General features: G+C 40.0%; 18 protein-coding genes. 11 read left to right on the top strand and 7 right to left on the bottom strand.

What is annotated here, in order from left to right:
• Position 1 precedes the first annotated feature (1 nt).
• Genes rng through tldD form a run of 4 tightly spaced genes read left to right on the top strand, consistent with a single transcriptional unit; the run spans position 2 to position 7,594 of the window.
• Positions 2-1,474 (top strand): ribonuclease G, encoded by a 1,473-nt coding sequence (gene rng / locus CWC30_RS12710; RefSeq protein WP_013463925.1) that lies wholly within the window; start codon positions 2-4, stop codon positions 1,472-1,474.
• Complete coding sequence (locus CWC30_RS12705) at positions 1,474-5,322, top strand: YhdP family protein (RefSeq protein ID WP_138627264.1); 3,849 nt, start codon at positions 1,474-1,476, stop codon at positions 5,320-5,322. Before rng ends, CWC30_RS12705 begins: the two co-directional genes overlap by 1 nt.
• Positions 5,319-6,158 (top strand): carbon-nitrogen hydrolase family protein, encoded by an 840-nt coding sequence (locus CWC30_RS12700; protein ID WP_138561375.1) that lies wholly within the window; start codon positions 5,319-5,321, stop codon positions 6,156-6,158. The genes CWC30_RS12705 and CWC30_RS12700 overlap by 4 nt, the downstream gene beginning before the upstream one ends.
• Positions 6,155-7,594 (top strand): metalloprotease TldD, encoded by a 1,440-nt coding sequence (gene tldD / locus CWC30_RS12695; protein WP_036981136.1) that lies wholly within the window; start codon positions 6,155-6,157, stop codon positions 7,592-7,594. Before CWC30_RS12700 ends, tldD begins: the two co-directional genes overlap by 4 nt.
• A 61-nt stretch (positions 7,595-7,655) precedes the next feature.
• On the opposite strand, the gene CWC30_RS12690 is transcribed toward tldD, so the two are convergent.
• Genes CWC30_RS12690 through CWC30_RS12675 form a run of 4 tightly spaced genes read right to left on the bottom strand, consistent with a single transcriptional unit; the run spans position 7,656 to position 11,139 of the window.
• Positions 7,656-8,156 (bottom strand): DUF3299 domain-containing protein, encoded by a 501-nt coding sequence (locus tag CWC30_RS12690; RefSeq protein ID WP_028834506.1) that lies wholly within the window; start codon positions 8,154-8,156, stop codon positions 7,656-7,658.
• A gap of 14 nt (positions 8,157-8,170) precedes the next feature.
• Positions 8,171-9,418, bottom strand: a complete 1,248-nt coding sequence (locus CWC30_RS12685; protein WP_138627263.1) for an ABC transporter permease — start codon at positions 9,416-9,418, stop codon at positions 8,171-8,173.
• Positions 9,415-10,101 carry an ABC transporter ATP-binding protein gene (locus CWC30_RS12680; RefSeq protein ID WP_138627262.1) on the bottom strand — a complete coding sequence of 229 codons (687 nt, stop codon included), beginning with the start codon at positions 10,099-10,101 and terminating at the stop codon, positions 9,415-9,417. Before CWC30_RS12680 ends, CWC30_RS12685 begins: the two co-directional genes overlap by 4 nt.
• A gap of 6 nt (positions 10,102-10,107) precedes the next feature.
• A complete protein-coding gene (locus CWC30_RS12675; protein ID WP_138627273.1) occupies positions 10,108-11,139 on the bottom strand; it encodes a CDP-glycerol glycerophosphotransferase family protein in 1,032 nt (343 codons plus the stop codon).
• 217 nt (positions 11,140-11,356) lie between these two features.
• Here CWC30_RS12675 and CWC30_RS12670 point away from each other — a divergent pair, with 217 nt between their 5' ends.
• The 5 genes from CWC30_RS12670 to CWC30_RS12650 all read left to right on the top strand — a co-directional run bounded on the left by CWC30_RS12670 (position 11,357) and on the right by CWC30_RS12650 (position 16,807).
• Positions 11,357-12,460, top strand: a complete 1,104-nt coding sequence (locus CWC30_RS12670) for a phosphoribosylaminoimidazolesuccinocarboxamide synthase (protein ID WP_138627261.1) — start codon at positions 11,357-11,359, stop codon at positions 12,458-12,460.
• A gap of 137 nt (positions 12,461-12,597) precedes the next feature.
• Complete coding sequence (locus CWC30_RS12665; protein ID WP_138627260.1) at positions 12,598-13,263, top strand: methylamine utilization protein; 666 nt, start codon at positions 12,598-12,600, stop codon at positions 13,261-13,263.
• On the top strand, positions 13,253-15,568 hold the full coding sequence (locus CWC30_RS12660; RefSeq protein ID WP_138627259.1) for a bifunctional diguanylate cyclase/phosphodiesterase: 2,316 nt from the start codon (positions 13,253-13,255) through the stop codon (positions 15,566-15,568). The genes CWC30_RS12665 and CWC30_RS12660 overlap by 11 nt, the downstream gene beginning before the upstream one ends.
• The gene (locus CWC30_RS12655; protein WP_138627258.1) at positions 15,558-16,388 is read left to right on the top strand and encodes a DUF3034 family protein; all 831 of its coding nucleotides are present in this window, start codon (positions 15,558-15,560) and stop codon (positions 16,386-16,388) included. Before CWC30_RS12660 ends, CWC30_RS12655 begins: the two co-directional genes overlap by 11 nt.
• Positions 16,388-16,807 carry a group I truncated hemoglobin gene (locus CWC30_RS12650; RefSeq protein ID WP_138627257.1) on the top strand — a complete coding sequence of 140 codons (420 nt, stop codon included), beginning with the start codon at positions 16,388-16,390 and terminating at the stop codon, positions 16,805-16,807. Before CWC30_RS12655 ends, CWC30_RS12650 begins: the two co-directional genes overlap by 1 nt.
• 41 nt (positions 16,808-16,848) lie before the next feature.
• On the opposite strand, the gene CWC30_RS12645 is transcribed toward CWC30_RS12650, so the two are convergent.
• Positions 16,849-17,592 carry a glycosyltransferase family 25 protein gene (locus CWC30_RS12645; RefSeq protein WP_138627256.1) on the bottom strand — a complete coding sequence of 248 codons (744 nt, stop codon included), beginning with the start codon at positions 17,590-17,592 and terminating at the stop codon, positions 16,849-16,851.
• 174 nt (positions 17,593-17,766) lie between these two features.
• On the opposite strand from CWC30_RS12645, the gene CWC30_RS12640 reads away from it, so the two are divergent.
• On the top strand, positions 17,767-18,597 hold the full coding sequence (locus tag CWC30_RS12640) for a sulfurtransferase (protein ID WP_138627255.1): 831 nt from the start codon (positions 17,767-17,769) through the stop codon (positions 18,595-18,597).
• Between the two features lies 1 nt (position 18,598).
• Here CWC30_RS12640 and CWC30_RS12635 read toward each other — a convergent pair whose 3' ends face one another.
• Complete coding sequence (locus tag CWC30_RS12635) at positions 18,599-18,949, bottom strand: DUF5522 domain-containing protein (protein WP_069438840.1); 351 nt, start codon at positions 18,947-18,949, stop codon at positions 18,599-18,601.
• A 43-nt stretch (positions 18,950-18,992) separates the two neighbouring features.
• Here CWC30_RS12635 and CWC30_RS12630 point away from each other — a divergent pair, with 43 nt between their 5' ends.
• Complete coding sequence (locus CWC30_RS12630; RefSeq protein WP_036981155.1) at positions 18,993-19,313, top strand: hypothetical protein; 321 nt, start codon at positions 18,993-18,995, stop codon at positions 19,311-19,313.
• A gap of 119 nt (positions 19,314-19,432) precedes the next feature.
• On the opposite strand, the gene CWC30_RS12625 is transcribed toward CWC30_RS12630, so the two are convergent.
• The gene (locus CWC30_RS12625) at positions 19,433-20,401 is read right to left on the bottom strand and encodes a class 1 fructose-bisphosphatase (RefSeq protein ID WP_008115459.1); all 969 of its coding nucleotides are present in this window, start codon (positions 20,399-20,401) and stop codon (positions 19,433-19,435) included.
• Positions 20,402-20,430 lie beyond the last annotated feature (29 nt).

Here is a 20,430-nt window from a genome sequence, read left to right as displayed (position 1 = left end):
CATGAGTACAGAACTACTGATCAATGTCACGCCAAGTGAAAGTCGCGTTGCCCTAATCGAAAACGGTGTATTACAAGAAATTCAGCTAGAACGTATTGGTAACTTAGGTATCGTGGGTAATATTTACTTAGGTAAAATAAGCCGCGTGTTACCAGGTATGCAAGCCGCTTTTGTTGATATAGGCCTAGAGAAAGCTGCCTTTTTACACGCTTCAGATATCGTTAATAGTGCCTCTATCGTTGAGGGTGTTGACGACGAGCCGATTAAAAAAGTCCAAGATATTCGTGAGCTTGTTCGCCAAGGTCAGTACATTATGGTGCAAGTGGTTAAAGATCCTTTGGGTAGCAAAGGGGCACGTTTAACCACTGATATCACGATACCTTCACGGTATTTAGTGTTTATGCCTGATGCGACACATGTTGGGGTGAGTCAGCGTATCGAAACGGAAGAAGAGCGTGCAAGGCTGAAAAAAATTGTAGCCGAATACGGCGATGAAAATGGTAGTTTTATTGTCAGAACAGCTGCTGAAGGCGCAAGTGAAGCTGAGCTGAGACACGATGCAGCTTTTTTAAAAAAGCTCTGGGATAAAATTGTCTCTAGACGCAGAAAAACAAGCAAAGCCAGTATCTTGCATGAAGATCTTACACTTGCCTTTAGAACGTTACGTGATTACGTAGGTGAAGATATGGAGCGCATTCGTGTTGACTCTAAGCTTACCTACCAAGAGCTTAAGCTGTTTACTGAAGAGTTTGTGCCTTTGTTATCACAAGTGCTTGAGTATTACCCAGGTGAGCGTCCCATTTTTGATTTATTTGATGTAGAAAGTGAAATTCAAAAAGCACTGCATCGTAAAGTTACTTTAAAATCGGGTGGTTATTTGATCATAGATCAAACTGAAGCGATGACCACTGTCGATGTTAATACCGGTGCTTTTGTTGGTCACCGTAACCTTGAAGAAACTATTTTTAATACCAACGTAGAAGCAACGTCTGCTATTGCCCGTCAACTAAGGCTGCGCAATTTGGGCGGTATTATTATTATCGACTTTATTGATATGGTAAGCGATGAGCATAAACGCCGAGTAATGCACTCATTAGAATCTGCACTCGATAAAGATCGTGCCAAATCTAATATCAATGGTTTGTCGGCATTAGGCTTAGTTGAAATGACCCGCAAACGTACCCGCGAAAGCCTAGAGCATGTACTGTGTGATGTATGCCCAGCATGTTCAGGGCGTGGCTCACAAAAAACAGTTGAAACGGTCTGCTATGAAATTCTTCGTGAAATAGTACGTGTTAATCGCGCTTACGATGCAGATAAGTTTGTAGTGTATGCTTCGCCAGCAGTTTGTGAAGCGCTATTAAATGATGAGTATCATAACCTCGCCGAATTAGAACTATTTATTGGAAAGCAGGTCAATATTCAAACTGAAAGTTTATACAGCCAAGAGCAGTTTGATGTGGTAATGATGTAATGAAATTTAAAGCGGCCTGTTTTTATTGTGTACGAAAATTATGGCAAATAAGTGCTGTAATTTTAGTACTACTGGCCGTGATTGTTTCTATTTTAAAATACACTTTACCCTACGCGAACGATTATAAAGGAGATATAGAAAGCTACCTTGATGATAGGTTTGATATTAGTTTATCTATAGGTACTATATCAGCAAGTTGGCAAGGCAGTGGTCCCGCTTTAGTACTCGAAGAATTATCATTTAAAGACAACCAAACAGTCCCTATCTCTTTAACCATAGCTAAAACCAGTTTAGAGCTAAATCTTTGGGAAAGTTTAAAGTCGCTGCAGTTTAAATCAAATTACTTTGTGATCAATGGTTTTCATACCAAGGTTAATGTCGCCAATTTATTTGCAGGTGATCAAGATGAAGTTTCATTTGAGCAAAAAGAATTAATAGAAGGACTGTTTTTAGGCGAAACCGGTCACTTTGCAATAGAAAACTCCAGCATCAGCTTTGTACTAGAAGATAACAAAGAACGTAAACTGTTATTAGAAAACATTGTATGGCAAAACCAAGATAAACAGCATCTTGGCAGTGGTAGTCTAGCGCTACCGGGTATTTCTGTGGGTAATTTTGATGCCCGTATTGCGCTCAAAGGTGAAACCTTAGAGCAAATGGTAGGTGATCTGTATGTGCAGGCTAATCAGGTTGATGTGTCAAATTGGTTAGCCCAGTATATAAATACTCAAAAGCAGCAACTGCATAGTGATTTAAATTTACAAGCATGGCTTAGGTTAGAACAAGGCTTAGTAAGTGACGTAAAAGTACAGTGGTTACCGAGTGCGGTAAATTGGCAACTCAATGAGCAAACACAAAAAGTCAGCCTAAGTGAAGGGGGATTTCATTTATACCCTGAGCAAAATAGCTGGCGGTTAAAAAGTACTGGCTTAGCGTTTAGTACCAACGAAATAACGTGGCCTAGCCTCGAATTTGAAGCTTTATTAGGCAAGAAAAATAAAATATGGCTACAGCAACTCGATTTAGCCCTATTAAATGATTTAGCAGAATTAACTAATTTTACTGATTTAACTCCTTTTTTAGCTCGCCAACCCAGTGGTGAAATAAAAAACGCGTATCTAGAGTTTGCCGATGCAAAGCAATGGCAACTATGGTTTAAAGCCGATGAAATTAGCTGGCAAGAAAAAAACGCCGTACCCGCCGCTCAATCTTTAAGGGTTGATGGATTAGTTAATCAGCAATATGGGCGGATCACTATTTTTGGTGAAAACAGCCATTTAATTACAGGTGCTAGTTTTAGTAATAATATTAACTATAACCAGCTAAACATTGAATTAGATTTAGCGAAGCGCTCAGGCGATTGGCATATTAGTAGTGATAACCTGTGGTTTGATAACAATGAAGTGACCTTAAGCGCACAGATGAAATTAAGTTTAGGTAAGACGCCTCGCTTAGATTTATATGCCGAAGCATTTGCCCCCGATGCCAGTGTTGCCGGTCATTATTTTCCTTTAACGTTAATGAGCCCTGAGTTAGTTAGTTATTTAAATGGCGCAATAAAATCAGGTGAAGTAACAAATGCCCAGGTGTTATTTTCTGGTCCATTATCAGGCTTTCCATTTGACGATGGTTCTGGGCAGTTTGATGTTTTAGCGCAAATAGATAATGCTACCTATCAATTCGATCCGGCTTGGCCAGCAGTCACAAATGCCAGTGTAAAGCTGCATTTTGCAAATGAGCGAATGGATATTTATAGCCAGCAAGGCCAACTTGTAAACCTTGACGTTGGCAGTAGTGTACATGTGAGTATTGATGACTTAATGGGCGATGCGCCATTGGTGGTTAGTATTGATAAGCAAGCTGAGCTTGAAAAAATGCACGATTTTTTTGTCGCCACACCTTTAGCAAATCCTTTGGCTGATATTTTTAATATTGTGCAGGGACAGGGGCTTGCCAGCGCAAACATTGAATTGCTAATCGGTTCACAATTTGAGGGGGGAGCGAGTGTAACTGGTAAGGTTAATTTACTTGATTTACCTCTTTATATTTCTGCTCCCGGTATTTCGCTTGAGCATTTAAAGGGTGAACTTAGCTTTAATAATCAACAAATAAACCTCACCGATGCTACGGCTACATGGCTTGGTATGCCATTAACGATTAACTACACTAGTGACGCAAACGCAGAGGATTATCGCGCTAATATAAATATAAATGCTCAGCTTGATGCGCAAACACTCATAAACCATGGTCAAGGCATTTTAGATGGTTACTTAAGCGGGCAAAGTGACGTTGATATTGCTTTAGAGCTTAATTTTACCGAGCAAGGGTTTAACTATCGTGCCGAAGTTGAATCGCCACTTATTGGCTTAAATAGTTCCTTGCCAGGAGTATACACAAAAAGCAGTGAGCAAATTTGGCCTCTGAGTGCGGTTATTCAAGGTGATGATATCTCTAATCTGATCACTGCAAATATTAATGAGTTATTTTATTTCAATGCCATTCTAGACAATACTCAATCGCAGTTTACCAACGCTCATTTTATCATCGGTGAAAAAGACTTAGGGCTTAACTCACAAAATTTAGCGGTGAGTATTAATTTAGCGCAGAGTGAGTTATTACCTTGGATTGATTTAATTGATCAAATTATTAATGTAGCTAAAGCGCAGCCTGAGAATGCATCGCCGGGCGTGATGCCGCCTTTACATGAAGTGGTTGCGAATATTAACTCTTTTAACGTGAGTGACATGCAGTTTAATGATTTTGATATGCGTTTATCGCCCCTAAATAATAATTTGCAATTAAAGCTCAATGCCAAAGAGTTAAGAGCCGAAGTATTTATACCTAGCGGGCAATCAAGTCAGCCGATTCGAATTAATAGCGATTATTTAAGGCTTAATTTTTTAGATACAGAATCAGAGCGACTGAGCGAAAAATCAACCCCTGAACAACTTGCATGGCTTACAAAATTACCGGCTATTGAATTTGAATGTGCCGATTGTAAAGTAAGTCATTATCAGCTTGATAAGGTAAGCGCCTCATTGTTAGGCGATGGTAAAAAGCTGCTTATTTCTGAGCTAGTGGTTGATAAGGGCGACCATATATTACGGACTAAAGGGCAATGGCAGAATGGCCTAACGGCGATGAGTGGTGAACTTAAAAGTGATGATATTGGCGCCTTATTTAATGAGTTTGATATTACCACCACTATTAAAGACTCAAACGCCAATCTAAATTATCAGCTAAATTGGCAAGCGGCACCTTATGATTTAGACATTGCCAGTTTAGATGGCGAAATTAGCTGGGATTTAGGCGAAGGCCATTTAACTGAAATCAGTGATGGAGGTGCACGCGTATTCTCATTACTGAGCCTTGATTCATTAGTGCGTAAGCTAAAGCTTGATTTTAGAGATGTATTTTCTAAAGGTTTTTTTTATAACAGCATGCAAGGCACCATGCAGATAGATAAAGGCATTGCCTATACCCAAGATACTAAAATGGATGGGGTACCTGCCGATCTCTCTATAAAAGGGTATGCAAATTTAAATACTCTCGAAATTGACTACGACTTAGCCGTGGCACCACAAGTAACCTCGAGCATTCCGGTGATTGTGGCTTGGATGGTTAATCCAGTAACGGGGCTTGCAGCTTTAGCAATTGATAAAGTGATTCACTCTGCCCGAGTGATCTCAGAGATCAACTTTAAAGTAACAGGCAAAATGAACGATCCTCAGGTACAAGAGTTAGATCGTAAGAGTCGAGAGGTGACTTTACCGCAAGCAGCACAAAGTCAGCCACAAGCATCCTCAGAGTTAAAGCTTAAAGATGCCGAGGTTAGCGCCACACAATGAATAAACAAGGTATAAATTCAGCCCCTGCGATTATTGCATTGCAAATGTGCTCAGGCTTAAACCCTGATGATAATATTGCAAAATTAAAACAGGCTTTACAAATCTTACCGACAGCTCGTCCGCTGCTAGTGTGTTTACCAGAAGCATTTTTAGTGTTTAGTAAACACGCAGGTGATACGCTTTTAGTGTCACAGCGTATTGAACAGTACAAACAGCAACTCAGTGAATTGTGCCGTAAGCACAATATTTGGTTAAATGCTGGCACACTACCAGAGCCGTATAACCAGCATAAGTATTATGCTGCCTCACACTTGTTTAATAACCAAGGCGATATTGTTGCAAGCTATAACAAAATACATTTATTTGATGTTGAGGTAGATGACCAGACAGGTAGCTACCGAGAATCCGATTTTACTCAAGCCGGCGATGAGGTTGTGGTTGTTGATTCGCCCTTTGGTAAAATTGGTTTAACAGTGTGTTATGATTTGCGTTTTGCTGGTTTATTTAATGCCTTAGTTCGCAAAGGTGCCGAAATTATATTAGTACCCAGTGCGTTTACTGTTCCAACAGGTAAAGCGCATTGGCAGCCGCTACTTGCAGCGCGAGCTATAGAAACGCAATGTTATGTTATTGCTGCAGCGCAATATGGAACGCATGAAAACGGTAGGCAAACTTATGGTCACAGCCTCATGTTATCGCCTTGGGGTGAAACATTAAGTGAAAAATCAACAGGGCTTGGTTTTATTAGTTGCACCGTAGATTTAAACCAGTTACACAAAATTAGACGAGATATGCCGCTGCAATCTCACCAACGATTTAGAGAGCCATTATTATGAATTCGGTTGAACAGCATTTATTACACGACAGCCAGCTAAATCGAGAAGAACTCGAAAAAACATTAGCTTATATTCACCAGCACAAAGTTGATTATGCCGATCTTTATTTTCAATCGAGTCATCATGAGTCTTGGGTATTAGAAGATGGCCTTGTTAAAGAAGGGTCTTATAATGTTGAGCGTGGTGTTGGCGTACGGGCTGTTAGTGGTGAAAAAACCGGTTTTTCGTATTCAGACGCAATCAATCTTGAAGCGTTAAACAAAGCAGCCACGGCAGCACGTAGTATTGCCGATGCCGGTGAAGATAAAGCGGTTAAAGTATTCAGCGATGTGGCTGCAAAGCAGCAGTATGCGCCACATCAGCCTATTTCTAGCATGAGCGATACCGATAAAGTTAATTTGTTACGTGAGCTTGAAAATTATATTCGCGAATTAGCCCCTGATGCTGAGCAAGTTATTAGCTCAATGTCTGCGGTATACGAAGAAGTATTAATTGCAGCCAGTGATGGCACCTTTGCTACCGATATTCGCCCACTGATCCGTTTAAACTGCTCTGTATTACTTGAAAAAAATGGTCGTCGTGAACGTGGCGGTGCTGGTGGCGGCGCCCGCCTAGATTATGGTTACTTTAAAGAGCTTGTTGATGGCAAGCCGCGTTGGATGGGTTTTGCAGAAGAAGCTGTTCGTCAAGCTAAAGTAAACTTAGAAGCCATTGATGCCCCTGCGGGTACTATGGAAGTGGTATTAGGTAATGGCTGGCCAGGCGTGTTGTTACACGAGGCCGTAGGTCATGGCCTAGAGGGTGACTTTAACCGTAAAGGCGCGTCTGCGTTTAGCGGTAAAGTAGGGCAAAAAGTTGCTTCAGAGCTATGTACTGTGGTTGATGATGGTACTATGGCCGATCGCCGTGGTTCACTTAATGTAGATGACGAAGGTACGCCTGCAGCCTATAACGTACTTATCGAAAACGGTATTTTAAAAGGCTATATGCAAGATAAAATGAACGCGCGTTTGATGGGGGTAAACCCAACAGGTAATGCACGTCGTGAGTCATACGCGCATTTACCTATGCCACGTATGACCAACACTTACATGTTAGGCGGCGAGCATAGCCAAGCTGATATTATCAGCACGGTTAAAAAAGGCGTGTTTGCTCCCAATTTTGGTGGTGGTCAAGTGGATATCACCTCAGGTAAGTTTGTATTTAGTGCCTCAGAAGCGTATTTAATTGAAAATGGTAAAATCACCCAGCCAATTAAAGGGGCAACATTAATTGGTAATGGCCCTGAGGTTATGCAACAAATTTCTATGGTAGGTAATGATTTAGCGCTTGATAAAGGTGTAGGTGTTTGTGGTAAAGACGGTCAAAGTGTACCAGTAGGTGTTGGCCAACCAAGCCTGAAAATAGATAACCTAACAGTGGGTGGCACGGCTTAATTTTATTACAAAGTCGTTATAAAAAAAACCGCGTTTTTACGCGGTTTTTTTATTTTAAGAATTAAAGCTCAAAAGGAGCAACACCGACAGCTTGCATTGTGTAACCTACTTGAGCGATTTCGCCAGACCAAGTTTGCGTTTTAATAATACCCGTTACAACAATCGCATCGTATAAGCTATCGATAGGGACACCGCCTTTAATGGTCACATGAACCAGCTGATTTGGCGGCGGCGGGGGCACATGAATACAGGCACCAAAGTAAGGGACTAATAAAAACTCGGTAATAAGTTCGCTATCGCCTTCAAGTGGTACAACAAAACCAGGTAAGCTAACAGATTGCCCATCAAGTGCTTTAACAACTGGCGCGTCTAAATCAGGTTGCACCCAGTTTTGTTCACTGCCTTCGTGATTAGCTTGTGCTTGAGTATCTATTTGTACATGGCCCTCGGGTATGAGGTCTTCCCAAAAAATTTCCTTGGGTGGATTTGCAATGCTAGCAAAGCTAATTAGCACTGCGCTTAATAGCATTAAAGAGTGTGTAGTTACTTTAAACAACGTCATGATCATCCTAAAGTTTATATTTTTATACTCATACCATCACTGAGAGAATAAAAGTAAGCGCGTGTAGCGGGGATCAAGCCAATAATAAATCCCGCAGCCATAATAACGCCAATCAAAGTGAGTTCATAGTCAGAGAGCATGCTGATATTAATACTCACTCCAGCTTGGCTCTGTAAGTAACCCGCGGTCGTACCCATAAGCGCATAAAATAGAGTGCAACCTACTAAGCAACCTAAAAAGGTGGTGAGTAGTGACTCCATACTGATCAGCGAAAATAATTGCCAAGGGCGGGCACCCACAGAACGCAGTATTGCCAGTTCTCTGCGGCGTTGATTAAGGTTAGCAAGTAATGTGGTTAACATACCGAGCAAGCTAATAATGACCACCACAAATGAAAATAACAGCAGTATTTTTTCTATTATTGCCAGCATTTCCCAAAGCTCTTTTAAAGTGACTGTGGGCATAATCGCTAATAGAGGTTCTTGTTTATATTGGTTAATGTTGCGCCTAATTTGTAGCGTATAAAGCGGTGAGTCGAAGCCCATTAAAAAGGCGGTAATTTGTTTTGGGTGCCCAATTAATGCATGGCTCGAGTGATCATGATGATCGTCATGATCATGATGGCCGCCACCATGGATCAGCTCAATTGCCGCCAGTGGCACATGCAAGGTTTTATCCACCGGGGTACCGGTAGGCTTTAAAATACCAACCACTTTAAAAGGGTTATCATCATGATGATGAAAGCTAGTATTGCCCATGCCATGAGAAATCACAATTTCATCACCAATTTTATAGGCCAGTTTACTTGCAACATCACTACCTATAACAACTTCATTGATGCTAGAAAAAGCCTGTCCTTGTTCAAATGCTAAGGGCTGTTTTTTAGCAAATCGATAGCGCTTAAAATAATCGAGTGTGGTGCCTAAGACTGCTTGGCCTTTGTGGCTATCTCCAAGGCTGATAGGAATGCTCCACTTAACCCCGCGCTGTTTTGTTATGTATTGATAGCTTTGCCAACTCACCCCATTGTTGGTATGGCCAATTCTAAACACCGAGGAGAGGAGTAATTGAATATCGCCAGTACGTGCGCCAACAATTAAATCGGTACCCGAAATGGTATTACTAAAACTACTTTTAGCATCTACGCGAACGCGCTCAATACTGAGTAATAACATGACGCTAATCGCAATAGTGAGCAATGTGAGTAATACACTGGCACGTCTATTGAGCAAACTTTTATAGGCGAGTTTAAATAAAATCATACACCACCTTGTAAATTAACTAAGTCGATTGTGCGGCTAAAGAGTGGTTTTAATGTTTCATCGTGGCTAACAAAAACAAGGGTGCTGTTACTTTTTTTGGCTTGTTCAAATAGCAGCTTGATAAAGCTTTCACGATTTTGTGTATCAAGCGCCGAAGTGGGCTCATCGGCAATGATAAGTTCAGGGCTGCCTATAAATGCCCGCGCTGCAGCAACTCGCTGTTGTTGCCCAATACTTAAAGTGGCAACATTTTGATTATGAAAGTGCGGCTCTAACCCCAGTGCATTGAGTAATCGGGCTGCCTCACTTACTAAATTATCAGCTTGGCTGAGCACGTGTTGCTGACGTTTTTTTGAAAATTGGCACCCTAAACACACGTTTTCTAATGGGGTTAAATAAGGTAGTAAATTAAAGTTTTGGAAAATATAGCCAATATGATCAGCTCTCAATGCATCGCGCTGTGCGTTGGTGAGCGCACTTAGGTTTTGGTTTAAAACACAAAGTTGGCCGCTAGTGGTTACATTAATGCCTGCCAGTAACGCCAGTAAGGTAGATTTACCACTGCCGCTTGGACCATGTAAAAAAACATGTTCCCCGGCATTAATCGTAAGCTGCTTAATAGCGAGAGTCGGGGTGACTGCGCTTTTTTGCCATTTGAAAGAGACATTCTCAAGGTTGATCATAACGGCTTACCAACTCCAATAGTTAAGTCTTTTGCGCATTTTAAATTGTCTAAGAAGATTAAGCGGTTTAGCTTTGAGCTTTTCATCACTATGCAACAGTTCATTGGTTGCGCAAAGTACTCGTTGGCTTGACTTACCATCTGTGTATGGGTGTAACTCTTGGCAAAAAGCTTCAATATTATCTATAAGCTCTTTTGGGTAGGTTAGTGCATAGTCTATTGCGGCTTCAACGTTATTTTTATCAGTAATATCAAGTAAGTGTTTTTCAGGCGCTTTATTGCAAAACGTTACAACCGGTTTTCGTTGTACCAAAAACATCAGTAATATGGATGAAGTATCGCACAGCATTACATCAGCAGATTGTAATAAAGGAATAACATTGTCTGTTTCAACAAAGGTTAGATTGTCATTACTTAATGCTTTGTATTTATCAACCCACTCTTGCGGCATTTTCGGATGAAACTGAACTAATAGTCGCCATTTACCGCTTTCACTAAAGTGTTTTATTTGTTCATAAAGTTTAGGTGCAAGAGATAAACGTTTTGAAAATGTAGAGCAAACCAATACCGTTGGGCGAGAGTCTTTACTTAAATAAGGATTACTTGCATGGTCATTAAACAGAGGATCTAGTGTGGGCCAGCCAGTTTCTGAAACTTGGAAAAAGCCATGCTTTTTAGCAAGCTCTTGAAACCTTAAAGTCGTATTAGGTCCTTGTGTACAATATAAATCAAAACAACCCCTAATATTGAAATGGTCTTCTTTACCTTTTCTATTTAGTTTTCCAGAATTAAAACCATGAAATACAGCTATTTTTTTTCCTGGAATAAAGCTTGGAATAGTATTGCCTGGTATGAAAACAGCATCTGGTTCCCAATCTTTTATACTTTTGACTGATTCAAGGCGATGTTCAGTTGGTTTTAAAAACTTAGGGTCTACTTCATCACCCTCTAAAAACCATTTAACTTCCCCTCCTTGAGCTAATATTTCTGCTTGCAAAGGTCTTAAAATAGCGTAGGAATAATTTTGAGAAATATACATTAAATATTTCTTATTCTTAGTGGCAGTTAAATAGTTCAAGCTAGCTCCTCAGGGCAAGTAATCATTCAAGTTTACCCCAATGCGCCAGCTAGATAAATATTCTAAGATGATTTGTTTTTAGCCTAAGATTGAGCTTTGTGGTTGCCTAGATTATTATAGAGCGCCTAACCCCAATTCCATACTTTGCTCTTTGAGCATGCCAAACCCCGGAGATAGCATGACTAGCTATAAAGTTTTAGACGTAAACGATGACTTACCCATTCGTACCAAAGATAAAGTACACAGTGGCAAAGTGCGTTCAGTTTATTGGTTAACCGATGCAGATAGTAAACGCTTAATAAATGAAAAAGGCTATAACGTTCCTGCCGATACTGAATTAGCCATTATGGTTATTTCAGACAGAATTTCTGCTTTTGATTGCATATGGCAAGGTGAAAATGGCCTAAATGGCGTGCCGGGTAAAGGCATTGCATTAAACTCAGTGGCTGCTCATTGGTTTAACATGTTTAATGAAGCCGGTTTGGCGGGTAATCATATTGTTGATATTCCTCATCCATACGTATGGATTGTTCGTAAAGCCAGTACAGTTAAAGTTGAAGCGATTGCTCGTCAATATATTACCGGCAGTATGTGGCGCGATTACGCCAAAGGCGAAAGACACTTTTGTGGTTTGCAACTTCCAGAAGGCTTAAAAGCGAATCAAAAGCTTGAGCAAGTACTTATAACTCCCTCTACCAAGGGTATTATAGAAGGGGTTGCTGATATTCCTGCCGTTGATGATGTAAATATCACGCGTGAAAATATTACAAACAACTTAGATGTCTTTAATTTTAAATCGGCTGACGATGTCACCAAATACGAAAAATTATTGGTAGAAGGGTTCGAGCTAATTAGTAATGAGTTAGCTAAGCTTGGCCAGATTTTCGTTGATACTAAATTTGAATTCGGTTACGTAGAAGATTTAAATGGTGCTCAGCAACTTATTTATATTGATGAAGTAGGGACACCCGATTCATCGCGTATTTGGGATGAAGCATCATATAAGAATGGCAAAATTGTTGAAAACTCAAAGGAAGGCTTCCGTCAGCTGTTAATTAATAACGTGCCAGAGAGTGATGTGTTATTAAATAAAGACCGTATGGCTGAGCGTGAGCAGCTAGCAAAAGATTATATTTTACCTGAGTCAGTAATGCTTGAAGTGTCTGACACTTATGTGGGTATTGCTAGCAAAATTATCGGTAAAGAGATCGTTATACCCAATGATCCGCGCCAAGAAGTGATTGCAATTTTAGATGCTGATTACGGTTTAATCGTTAAATAACGTAGTAAGTAGACAGATATAGCAAAGCTCATTTTAACTAATGAAAAAGTATTTATTTTAACTAACTGAGCTATAATTCTTGCAATTAGTGCTCGTCTCTAATTAACTTAACCTATGGTGAATTTTTGGGTGTGGTTATGTTAGAGCGAGCATGGCAAGTTATTGCAAAACGTCGTTATATATTAGTACTGGGTGTAGTGTTTAATGTATCGGCTTTTGGTAATACCATTAATTTGGTTATTAAAGATCAGCATGACCAAGTATTGCCTAATGCTGTCGTAGAAATAAATCATTTACCTTCTTCAAAAACTCAGGGTAATTTACCTACAGCGGTAGTGGATCAAGTTGATAAACAGTTTTCTCCAGAGTTGCTTATTGTGCAGCAAGGTCAGTACGTTAACTTTCCAAATAGCGATAATATTCGCCACCATGTGTATTCTTTTTCAAAAGCTAAACCTTTTCAATTAAAGCTCTATTCTGGCCAGCCAGAAGAGCCTATTAAGTTTGATAATCAAGGTGTTGTTGTTCTAGGCTGCAATATTCATGACTCCATGGTGGGCTATATATATGTTGCTAACAGTAGTCATGTGTATACCAGTAACGAGCAAGGCCAGATAAAGCTGCAAGTAGACACTTTTCCTGTGCAAGCCAGTGTTTGGCATTCACTGCAAACTGCTCCCTTGGATAATAAAAAACAGTTTAATATAGAATCAACCAGCCCGTTATCAATAACTATAAATACATCTACCCCTGCACCACGTAATACCTTTGGTAGTCAATTTAGGGAAGGCAATGGCCAATAATTTACGCAGTCGTATTACAACGCTTTGCGTTGGCTTGGTATTACTCACTACCTTGGTTAGTTTACTGAGCTTTTGGTGGTCTACCAGTAAATTTCAGGCAGAAAAAGTGCAACAAAATATAACGGTTGCGCAAAGCGTTTATAAACAATATTTAAAATCAAAAGAGAGCTTGTTATTAACCGCTGCAAAGGTGTTAACCGCTGATTTTGGTTTTAAGCAAGCGGTTGCAACTCGTGATGCCGCCACTATTAGCAGTGTGTTATACAACCACAGTCAACGGATCAATGCCGATTTAATGCTGTTGCTCGATTTATCAGGGCGGTTAGTGTCTGCTAATGTGAATGCACAAAATTTTGCCGATAACCTACAACCCTTAATGGATGAATTATTAAATAATTCTGAGCAATCGAGCTTTGTCGTGTTAAATAACCAGCTGTACCAAGTGATTTTATTGCCCGTTAAAACTCCCAGAATCATAGCTTACAGTTTGGTCGGATTTAAAATAACATCTGCAGTGGCCACTGAGCTAAAAAGCTTAACCGGAATGGAGGTTAGTTTTGTTGCGCAATTAGATAGTTTTGCTGCAAGCTCGTTTGCACCTCAACCTGAAAAATTTCAACCTATGGAGTACTTTGAAAATAAAACTACGGCTCGTTTTTTTGCCGAATATTTGGCCTATGAAAACGAACAAATAGCTTTACCCTCTTTACAATCGCATCCGATAACCTTACTGCTTAGCGCAGATTTAACCTCGAGTTATCGCGATATTGAGCAACTATTGCTAACGCTAGTTACATTGGCCGTGTTAACTATGTTATTTGGTGTGATCACCAGTAGTTTGCTTGCCAATAACTTAACCAGCGGACTTACACAGTTAGCGGTTATCGCAAGGCAATTTGCCAAAGGTGACTACCGTTTTAAATTTGAAGGTAAAAAACAAAGCAGCGAAATAGCAACGCTAGTCAGCGCCTTTAATAACATGGGTAATGATATTAATAAGCGTGAGCAGCAAATAAGTTTTCAAGCACATCACGATACCTTAACAGGGTTTTATAACCGTTCAGCTATGTTAGGTTTATTAGCAAAGCAGCTTACTAAAGATAGATGCTACACGCTTGTTGCTATTGATATAAAAGGCTTAAGACACATAAACGACAAGCTTGGTCCGCAAGTAGGAGATGAGTGTTTAATTGCGGTGGCAAACCGTATTCGTCAATTTTCTGATGAGCTTGGTGGATTTGATGCACGAATTGGCGGCGATGAGTTTTTAACGGTTTACCCCAGTGTGGAGGCTGACCAAGTAAAATGTGCTGTAGCCGATTTGATTGAGCAATTACAGGCACCTTATCAGATTAAAAGCTTAAAAATAAGTTTGCGTTTTAACGCTGGGATTGTGCAGTACCCTGGACAAGGCGTTAAAGCGGACGATTTAATGCGGCGTGTACTCATTGCTGTTGATGCGGCTACAACAAGCCAACAAAGCTTATATTACTACCAAGATGGTGAAGATGAGGCGCACTTAGACCGTTTAATAATGCTTGATGAGCTCAAACAAGCGATTGATGATGATAACGGGCAACTGTTTATGACTTATCAGCCTAAGTTGAATATTAAAAGTCAGAAAATTGATAAGGTTGAGTCACTTATTCGTTGGCAACGTGATGATGGGAGCTGGGTTTCGCCTGAAGTGTTCATTGATTTAGCTGAGCAGTCAGGATTAGTTGTGGAACTAACTGCCTGGGTTGTCGATACAGTTATTGCGCAAATAGCCGATTGGGATAAAAAAGGGATTCACTTACAGGCAGCCATTAATGTGTCAGCCCAAGATATTGCGCATGCGGGGTTTCATAATTTGTTGGTCGCAACCTTAAAGAAATATCATGTAAACCCAAGCTCTGTCACTATTGAGTTGACGGAGCGCGATATGATCGAAAATGAAGCTCAAGGTATCAAAGCGTTAGAGAACTTAAAAACTATCGGTGTTAAAATATCATTAGACGATTACGGTGTCGGGCAAACATCATTGGGGCGATTAAAAATGTTACCTATTGATGAGCTTAAGTTAGATAAATGCTTTATTTTAACTCTGCACGAATCACAAAAAGATCAATACATAGTGCGCTCCTCAATCACATTGGGTCATCAATTGGGGTTTTCTGTTGTGGCTGAAGGGGTGGAAACCGCTGAGTCTTTATCAATGCTTCACGAAATGCAATGCGATCATGCGCAAGGTTACTATTTAAGTCGCCCTTTAAAAGCGCAGCAACTGGAACAATGGTTAGAGGAATATCAGCGTGCACATTAAGTTATTATTCGCCTTGGCACTCTCATTTTGTAGTACGTTAAGTATAGCTGCTACGGGGAAATTATTAGCAACACCTGGGGTGTCTCAAATTGAAGGAAGTGCAGGGGGCGGATTAGTTCCTTGGGCACAATTGGCAGGTTATGCCAGTGAAGACGAATGGGCTGTTAATGGTTTTTGTAGTCGTGCTGATGTAACAGATTACCGCCTAGATGCCTGCGGCATGCAACTAAACCTATTCAATCGTGTTGAGCTCAGTTATGCAGTGCAGCAGTTTGATGTGCCTGCACTCAATACAGAAATAGAGCAGTCAATTTCTGGTGCAAAAGTACGTTTATACGGTGATATTGTTTATAGTCAGTGGCCACAGCTAAGCATGGGTGTGCAGCATAAATCACTAGAGGATGGCACAGTAGCAAATTTGGTTGGTGCAAAAAATACCAGTGGTACAGATGTGTACCTAGCAGCCAGTAAATTACATTTGGGTGCACTTGCTGGATACAACTGGTTTTGGAATGTGACCACTCGTTACAGTAAAGCCAATCAGTTAGGGCTTTTAGGATATGGAGGGGCTAATGAAGGTAGCCATATTTTACTAGAAGCAAGTAGTGCGGTGTTTGTAAGTCGTGAACTTGCTATTGGCATTGAGTATCGACAAAAAGCCAATAACCTAGGGTTGGGCGAACAAGATTGGCGCGATTTATTTATAGCGTGGATGCCTAATAAACATGTCAGTGTAACGGCGGCCTATTTAGACTTAGGGCGGATTGCTGGTGTTGACAAACAAACCGGCTGGTATTTATCGGTTACGGGGTATTGGTAATGAAAATTAGTGTATTTATTTTTTGTTGTTTAAGCTTACTTTTAGGGTGTACAACACAGCCTAACACCTCTTTGTATCAGCAACTAGGCGAACAAGCTGGGCTTGAAAAGTTAACTGACAGTTTTATTACACAAATAGGTAATGACAAGCAGGTATTTCATTACTTTGAGCACAGTAATATCAGTCATTTTCGACAAGGGTTTATTAGCCATTTATGTTCGCTGGTGGAGGGCCCTTGTGAATATAAAGGTGACTCTATGGTTGCTATTCATACAGGCATGAACATAAACGAAAAAGACTTCAATCACGTTGTCGATTTATTAATAAATGCAATGAATGAGCAAAATATCCCACATACAGTGCAAAATGAAATTTTAGCTAAAATGGCGCCATTGCGTGGCAAAATTATTAAGATTTAATTTTTATAATCAAATATATACATGTAAAAATATGCCTGGCATTACTCACTTGTAATTTTGGCAAGATCCGCAGTTTTATATCGTCTTTGCCTATGAATACTCGATCTATGAATTAAATTTCTGATAAATGTACTGCGGTTTGAGTGTGAACCTGCATTAGCGCTTGTTATTTCACTAATAAAGCTTCGATCTTCGGCAACCGGGTAGGGTTTTATGCCAATCATACTTAGCCCTACTTCTGTGTGAAATTGCATATCGACATCTACGGGTCTAAAAAATGGTTTTCTTTGCAGTAGTTTTTTAGCCCCACTTAATGAAATGATATAGCCTTGAGTGCCATTTGGTGCTTTTTTATAATTACCGACTGTTAGATTATTTTCTAATGGGGCACTGTCAATAAATGGAAAATTTCTGTTGTCAGATAATTTTATTAAATCCCAGTTTTTCAATTTAATTGCTGCATCAACAACATCTTTAAGCGAAGCCTCAATGAAAAGGTCATCCTCCAATACAACACAATAAGGGATATTTTCATCGACCATTTTTTGCCAAAGGCGCATATGGCTTACATAGCAACCAATTTCACCTGCAGATAGGTTGCGATTGTAACGTTTTTTATTTTTTTTCGGGCAATACCACTTGAGGGTTTCTTGTTCACTAAGGTTTTTGCCAATGGTCGCCTCAAAACGTTCAGCATTTAAGTGCAGGCTGGTAAGTCGCTTTAGGGTTGTTTCCCAGCGGTCTTCGCAGCCTTGCATATTGATAATGTAAAAAGGGATTGGCATAATTTTACTTTATTTAGAAATATCAAAGCAGCTATTTTATCATTATTTTACTTTATTTAGAAATATCAAAGCAGCTATTTTATCATTATTATAATTTGTAACCAGTCTAAATTCTGTTAATAAACAGGCTGTAATAATATATAGCTATTTCATTTCCTCAAATTTGGCAAGATAATGAAAAATATAGTCAGTGCACAATGGTTACATGCGCGTTTAGAGCAAACTAACTTTGTTATTTTTGATGCAGGTATGCTACGCCCCTCAGCTACAGGGGAATATTCGCCCGTTGCTATGCTACCTAAAGCACAACGGTTTGATATCAAAAAAGAACTCGCAGATACTTCAAACCCATTACCCAATACCTTGTGTAGTGCAGAGCAATTTACTCAGGTGATGCAAAAAGCGGGCGTGAATCACGACTCATTGGTGGTGATTTATGAAGATGCGGGGTTATTCAGTGCAGCTAGAGCCTGGTGGATGTTTAAAGCCATGGGATTTAATAACGTAAAAGTGCTCAGTGGTGGTTTAGCCAAGTGGCTTGAACTAGAGCTTCCGGTTGAGTCAAGCTATACACAAGCATCACTAAAAGGTGACTTTATTGCTCAATACCAGCCTGGTTACTTTATTGATAAAAAACAGGTGCTAAGTGCTACTAAGGATACCAATACGGTCATTTTAGATGCGCGTGCTTATGAGCGTTTTACCGGTAAAAATAAAGAGCCAAGAGCGGGTATGCGCAGCGGTCATATTATTAATAGCTATTCGCTACCTTTAACTAGCTTATTAGAAAATGGCGAGGCAAAATCACTCGACTTTATACAGGCACAGTTTAATAAATTAGTCGGGAATGCAAAACAGCTGCAATTTAGCTGTGGTTCAGGTGTTACTGCCTGTGCGCTTGCATTGTTCGCTGATGAATGCGGATATAATAATTTAAGTGTTTACGACGGCTCGTGGAGTGAGTGGGGCGCTGATAGCTCACTGCCTATTGCTGTGGGTGACTAATTTAATTATAGGGACAATTTTTACACCCATTTTTGCAGCAAGTACCCCGTTTTAAAAAATACCACTTACTAAACACCATGTAATTATTCTGCATGGTGTAATCTAACCCTTCAATTAAATTATCATGGCTTCTAAATTGTTTAGCAAAAGCGATTTGAGCTTTTATTGGCTGAGTATATATGGTTTCTATATAGTAATTAATTTTAGCAAGAGTACATGATCGGCATAAGCAGCTGGTTGCTGTATCATCGAGTGGTAAAATAGCAGGTAACTGATAACACCAACATGCGGTTATATCATTAACATTACAGTTAAGTGTTGTATTACATTGGCTGCAGTTTATCTGGGTCATTTTAGGTCTTATTAACAGTAGAGCAGCAAGAATAACAAACATTATGAATATACAAAAAGCATTGGCTGAATTTATTACATTTGGGGAGCAAAGAGATAACGCCATTAGTGTGATTGTTTCAACCGCAGCAAACAATCAAACCTACCTGTATACACTCACAAAGCCTGTACTAATTAATGTACTTACGCGTTGTTTTAATAAAGAAATTGATATTGACGATTTACAGCTGTGGGCAAATGTCATTGAGTCGCGAGATGACATAAATTGCGCCGAGCATGAAGGCGTTATTTACGCGCTGAGCAACAGCGAGCAAATGGGCGAATTGACTCATCAAAAGCTCGCACAGTTGTTAAAACTATTATAACAGTAGCAGGTGGTTATCAGAAAATATTAAAGGTTTTAAGCAACAGTTTTCAGATGTTAGTAACCACTACTGGGCTAATCTCTAGCTGACACCTGAAACCTAAAACCTGTTCTTAAAGTTTACTTATGATAGCTCAAGCAAGTTTCTACTTCGTCTTTAGAGCCTAAAATAACCGCAACACGCTGATGGATAGCATCAGGCTGAATATCCATAATACGCTCAGTACCTGTTGAAGCAATACCACCGGCTTGCTCTACTAGCATTGCCATTGGGTTTGCTTCATAAAGTAAACGCAGCTTATTAGGCTTATTAGGGTCTTTAGTATCAGTTGGGTAAGTGAATAAACCACCACGGCTAAGTACACGGTGTACATCGCCAACCATTGCAGCAATCCAGCGCATATTGAAGTTTTGAGCGCGAGGGCCTGTATCTCCGGCAAGTAAGTCGTTAATGTAGTTTTGCATCGCCGGTTCCCAGTGGCGCTGGTTTGAGGCGTTAATTGCAAATTCATTGGTTTTAGCAGGAATAGCGGCAAAATCTTGGGTAAGTAAAAAGCTACCTTGGGTTTTATCTAAGGTAAACATGCGTGTACCTTTACCCGTTGTTAGCGCAAGCATAGTTGATGGGCCATACAGTACATAACCTGCAGCCACTTGTTGATGCCCAGGCTGCATAAAAATCTTTTCATCAGCCGCATCTGAGCCCACAGGCGCTTTCATAATAGAAAAAATAGTACCTACTAGCGAGTTAATATCGGTGTTTGACGAGCCATCAAGTGGGTCAAATGCAACAATGTACTCAGCATCTGGGTTACCGGCAACGGTATAATCTTCTTCTTCAGAGGCAATCGCTTTAACTGTGCCTGACTCCAGCAATATATCTTTTAATAACTGATTAGACAGTACATCGAGTTTCTTTTGTGTTTCGCCTTGAATGTTTTCATCGAGGGTTGAGCCTAATACGCCCGATAATTCACCTTGACCGACGCGAAATGAAATTTCTTTACATGCCGCTAAAATAGTACGAATTAACGACAAAAGTTCTCTTGAACAGCCATCTTCTAGTAATACTGGTGGGAGTCTACGCATTCTTTTTTCCTGATAACGTGTTAAAACTA

Origin of the sequence: Pseudoalteromonas sp. S4741, assembly GCF_005886135.1 — a bacterium.
In the GTDB taxonomy this organism is placed as follows: Bacteria; Pseudomonadota; Gammaproteobacteria; order Enterobacterales; family Alteromonadaceae; genus Pseudoalteromonas; species Pseudoalteromonas tetraodonis.
Note: the sequence above shows the minus strand (reverse complement) of the source record. Positions and strands in the feature narration are given on the sequence as shown.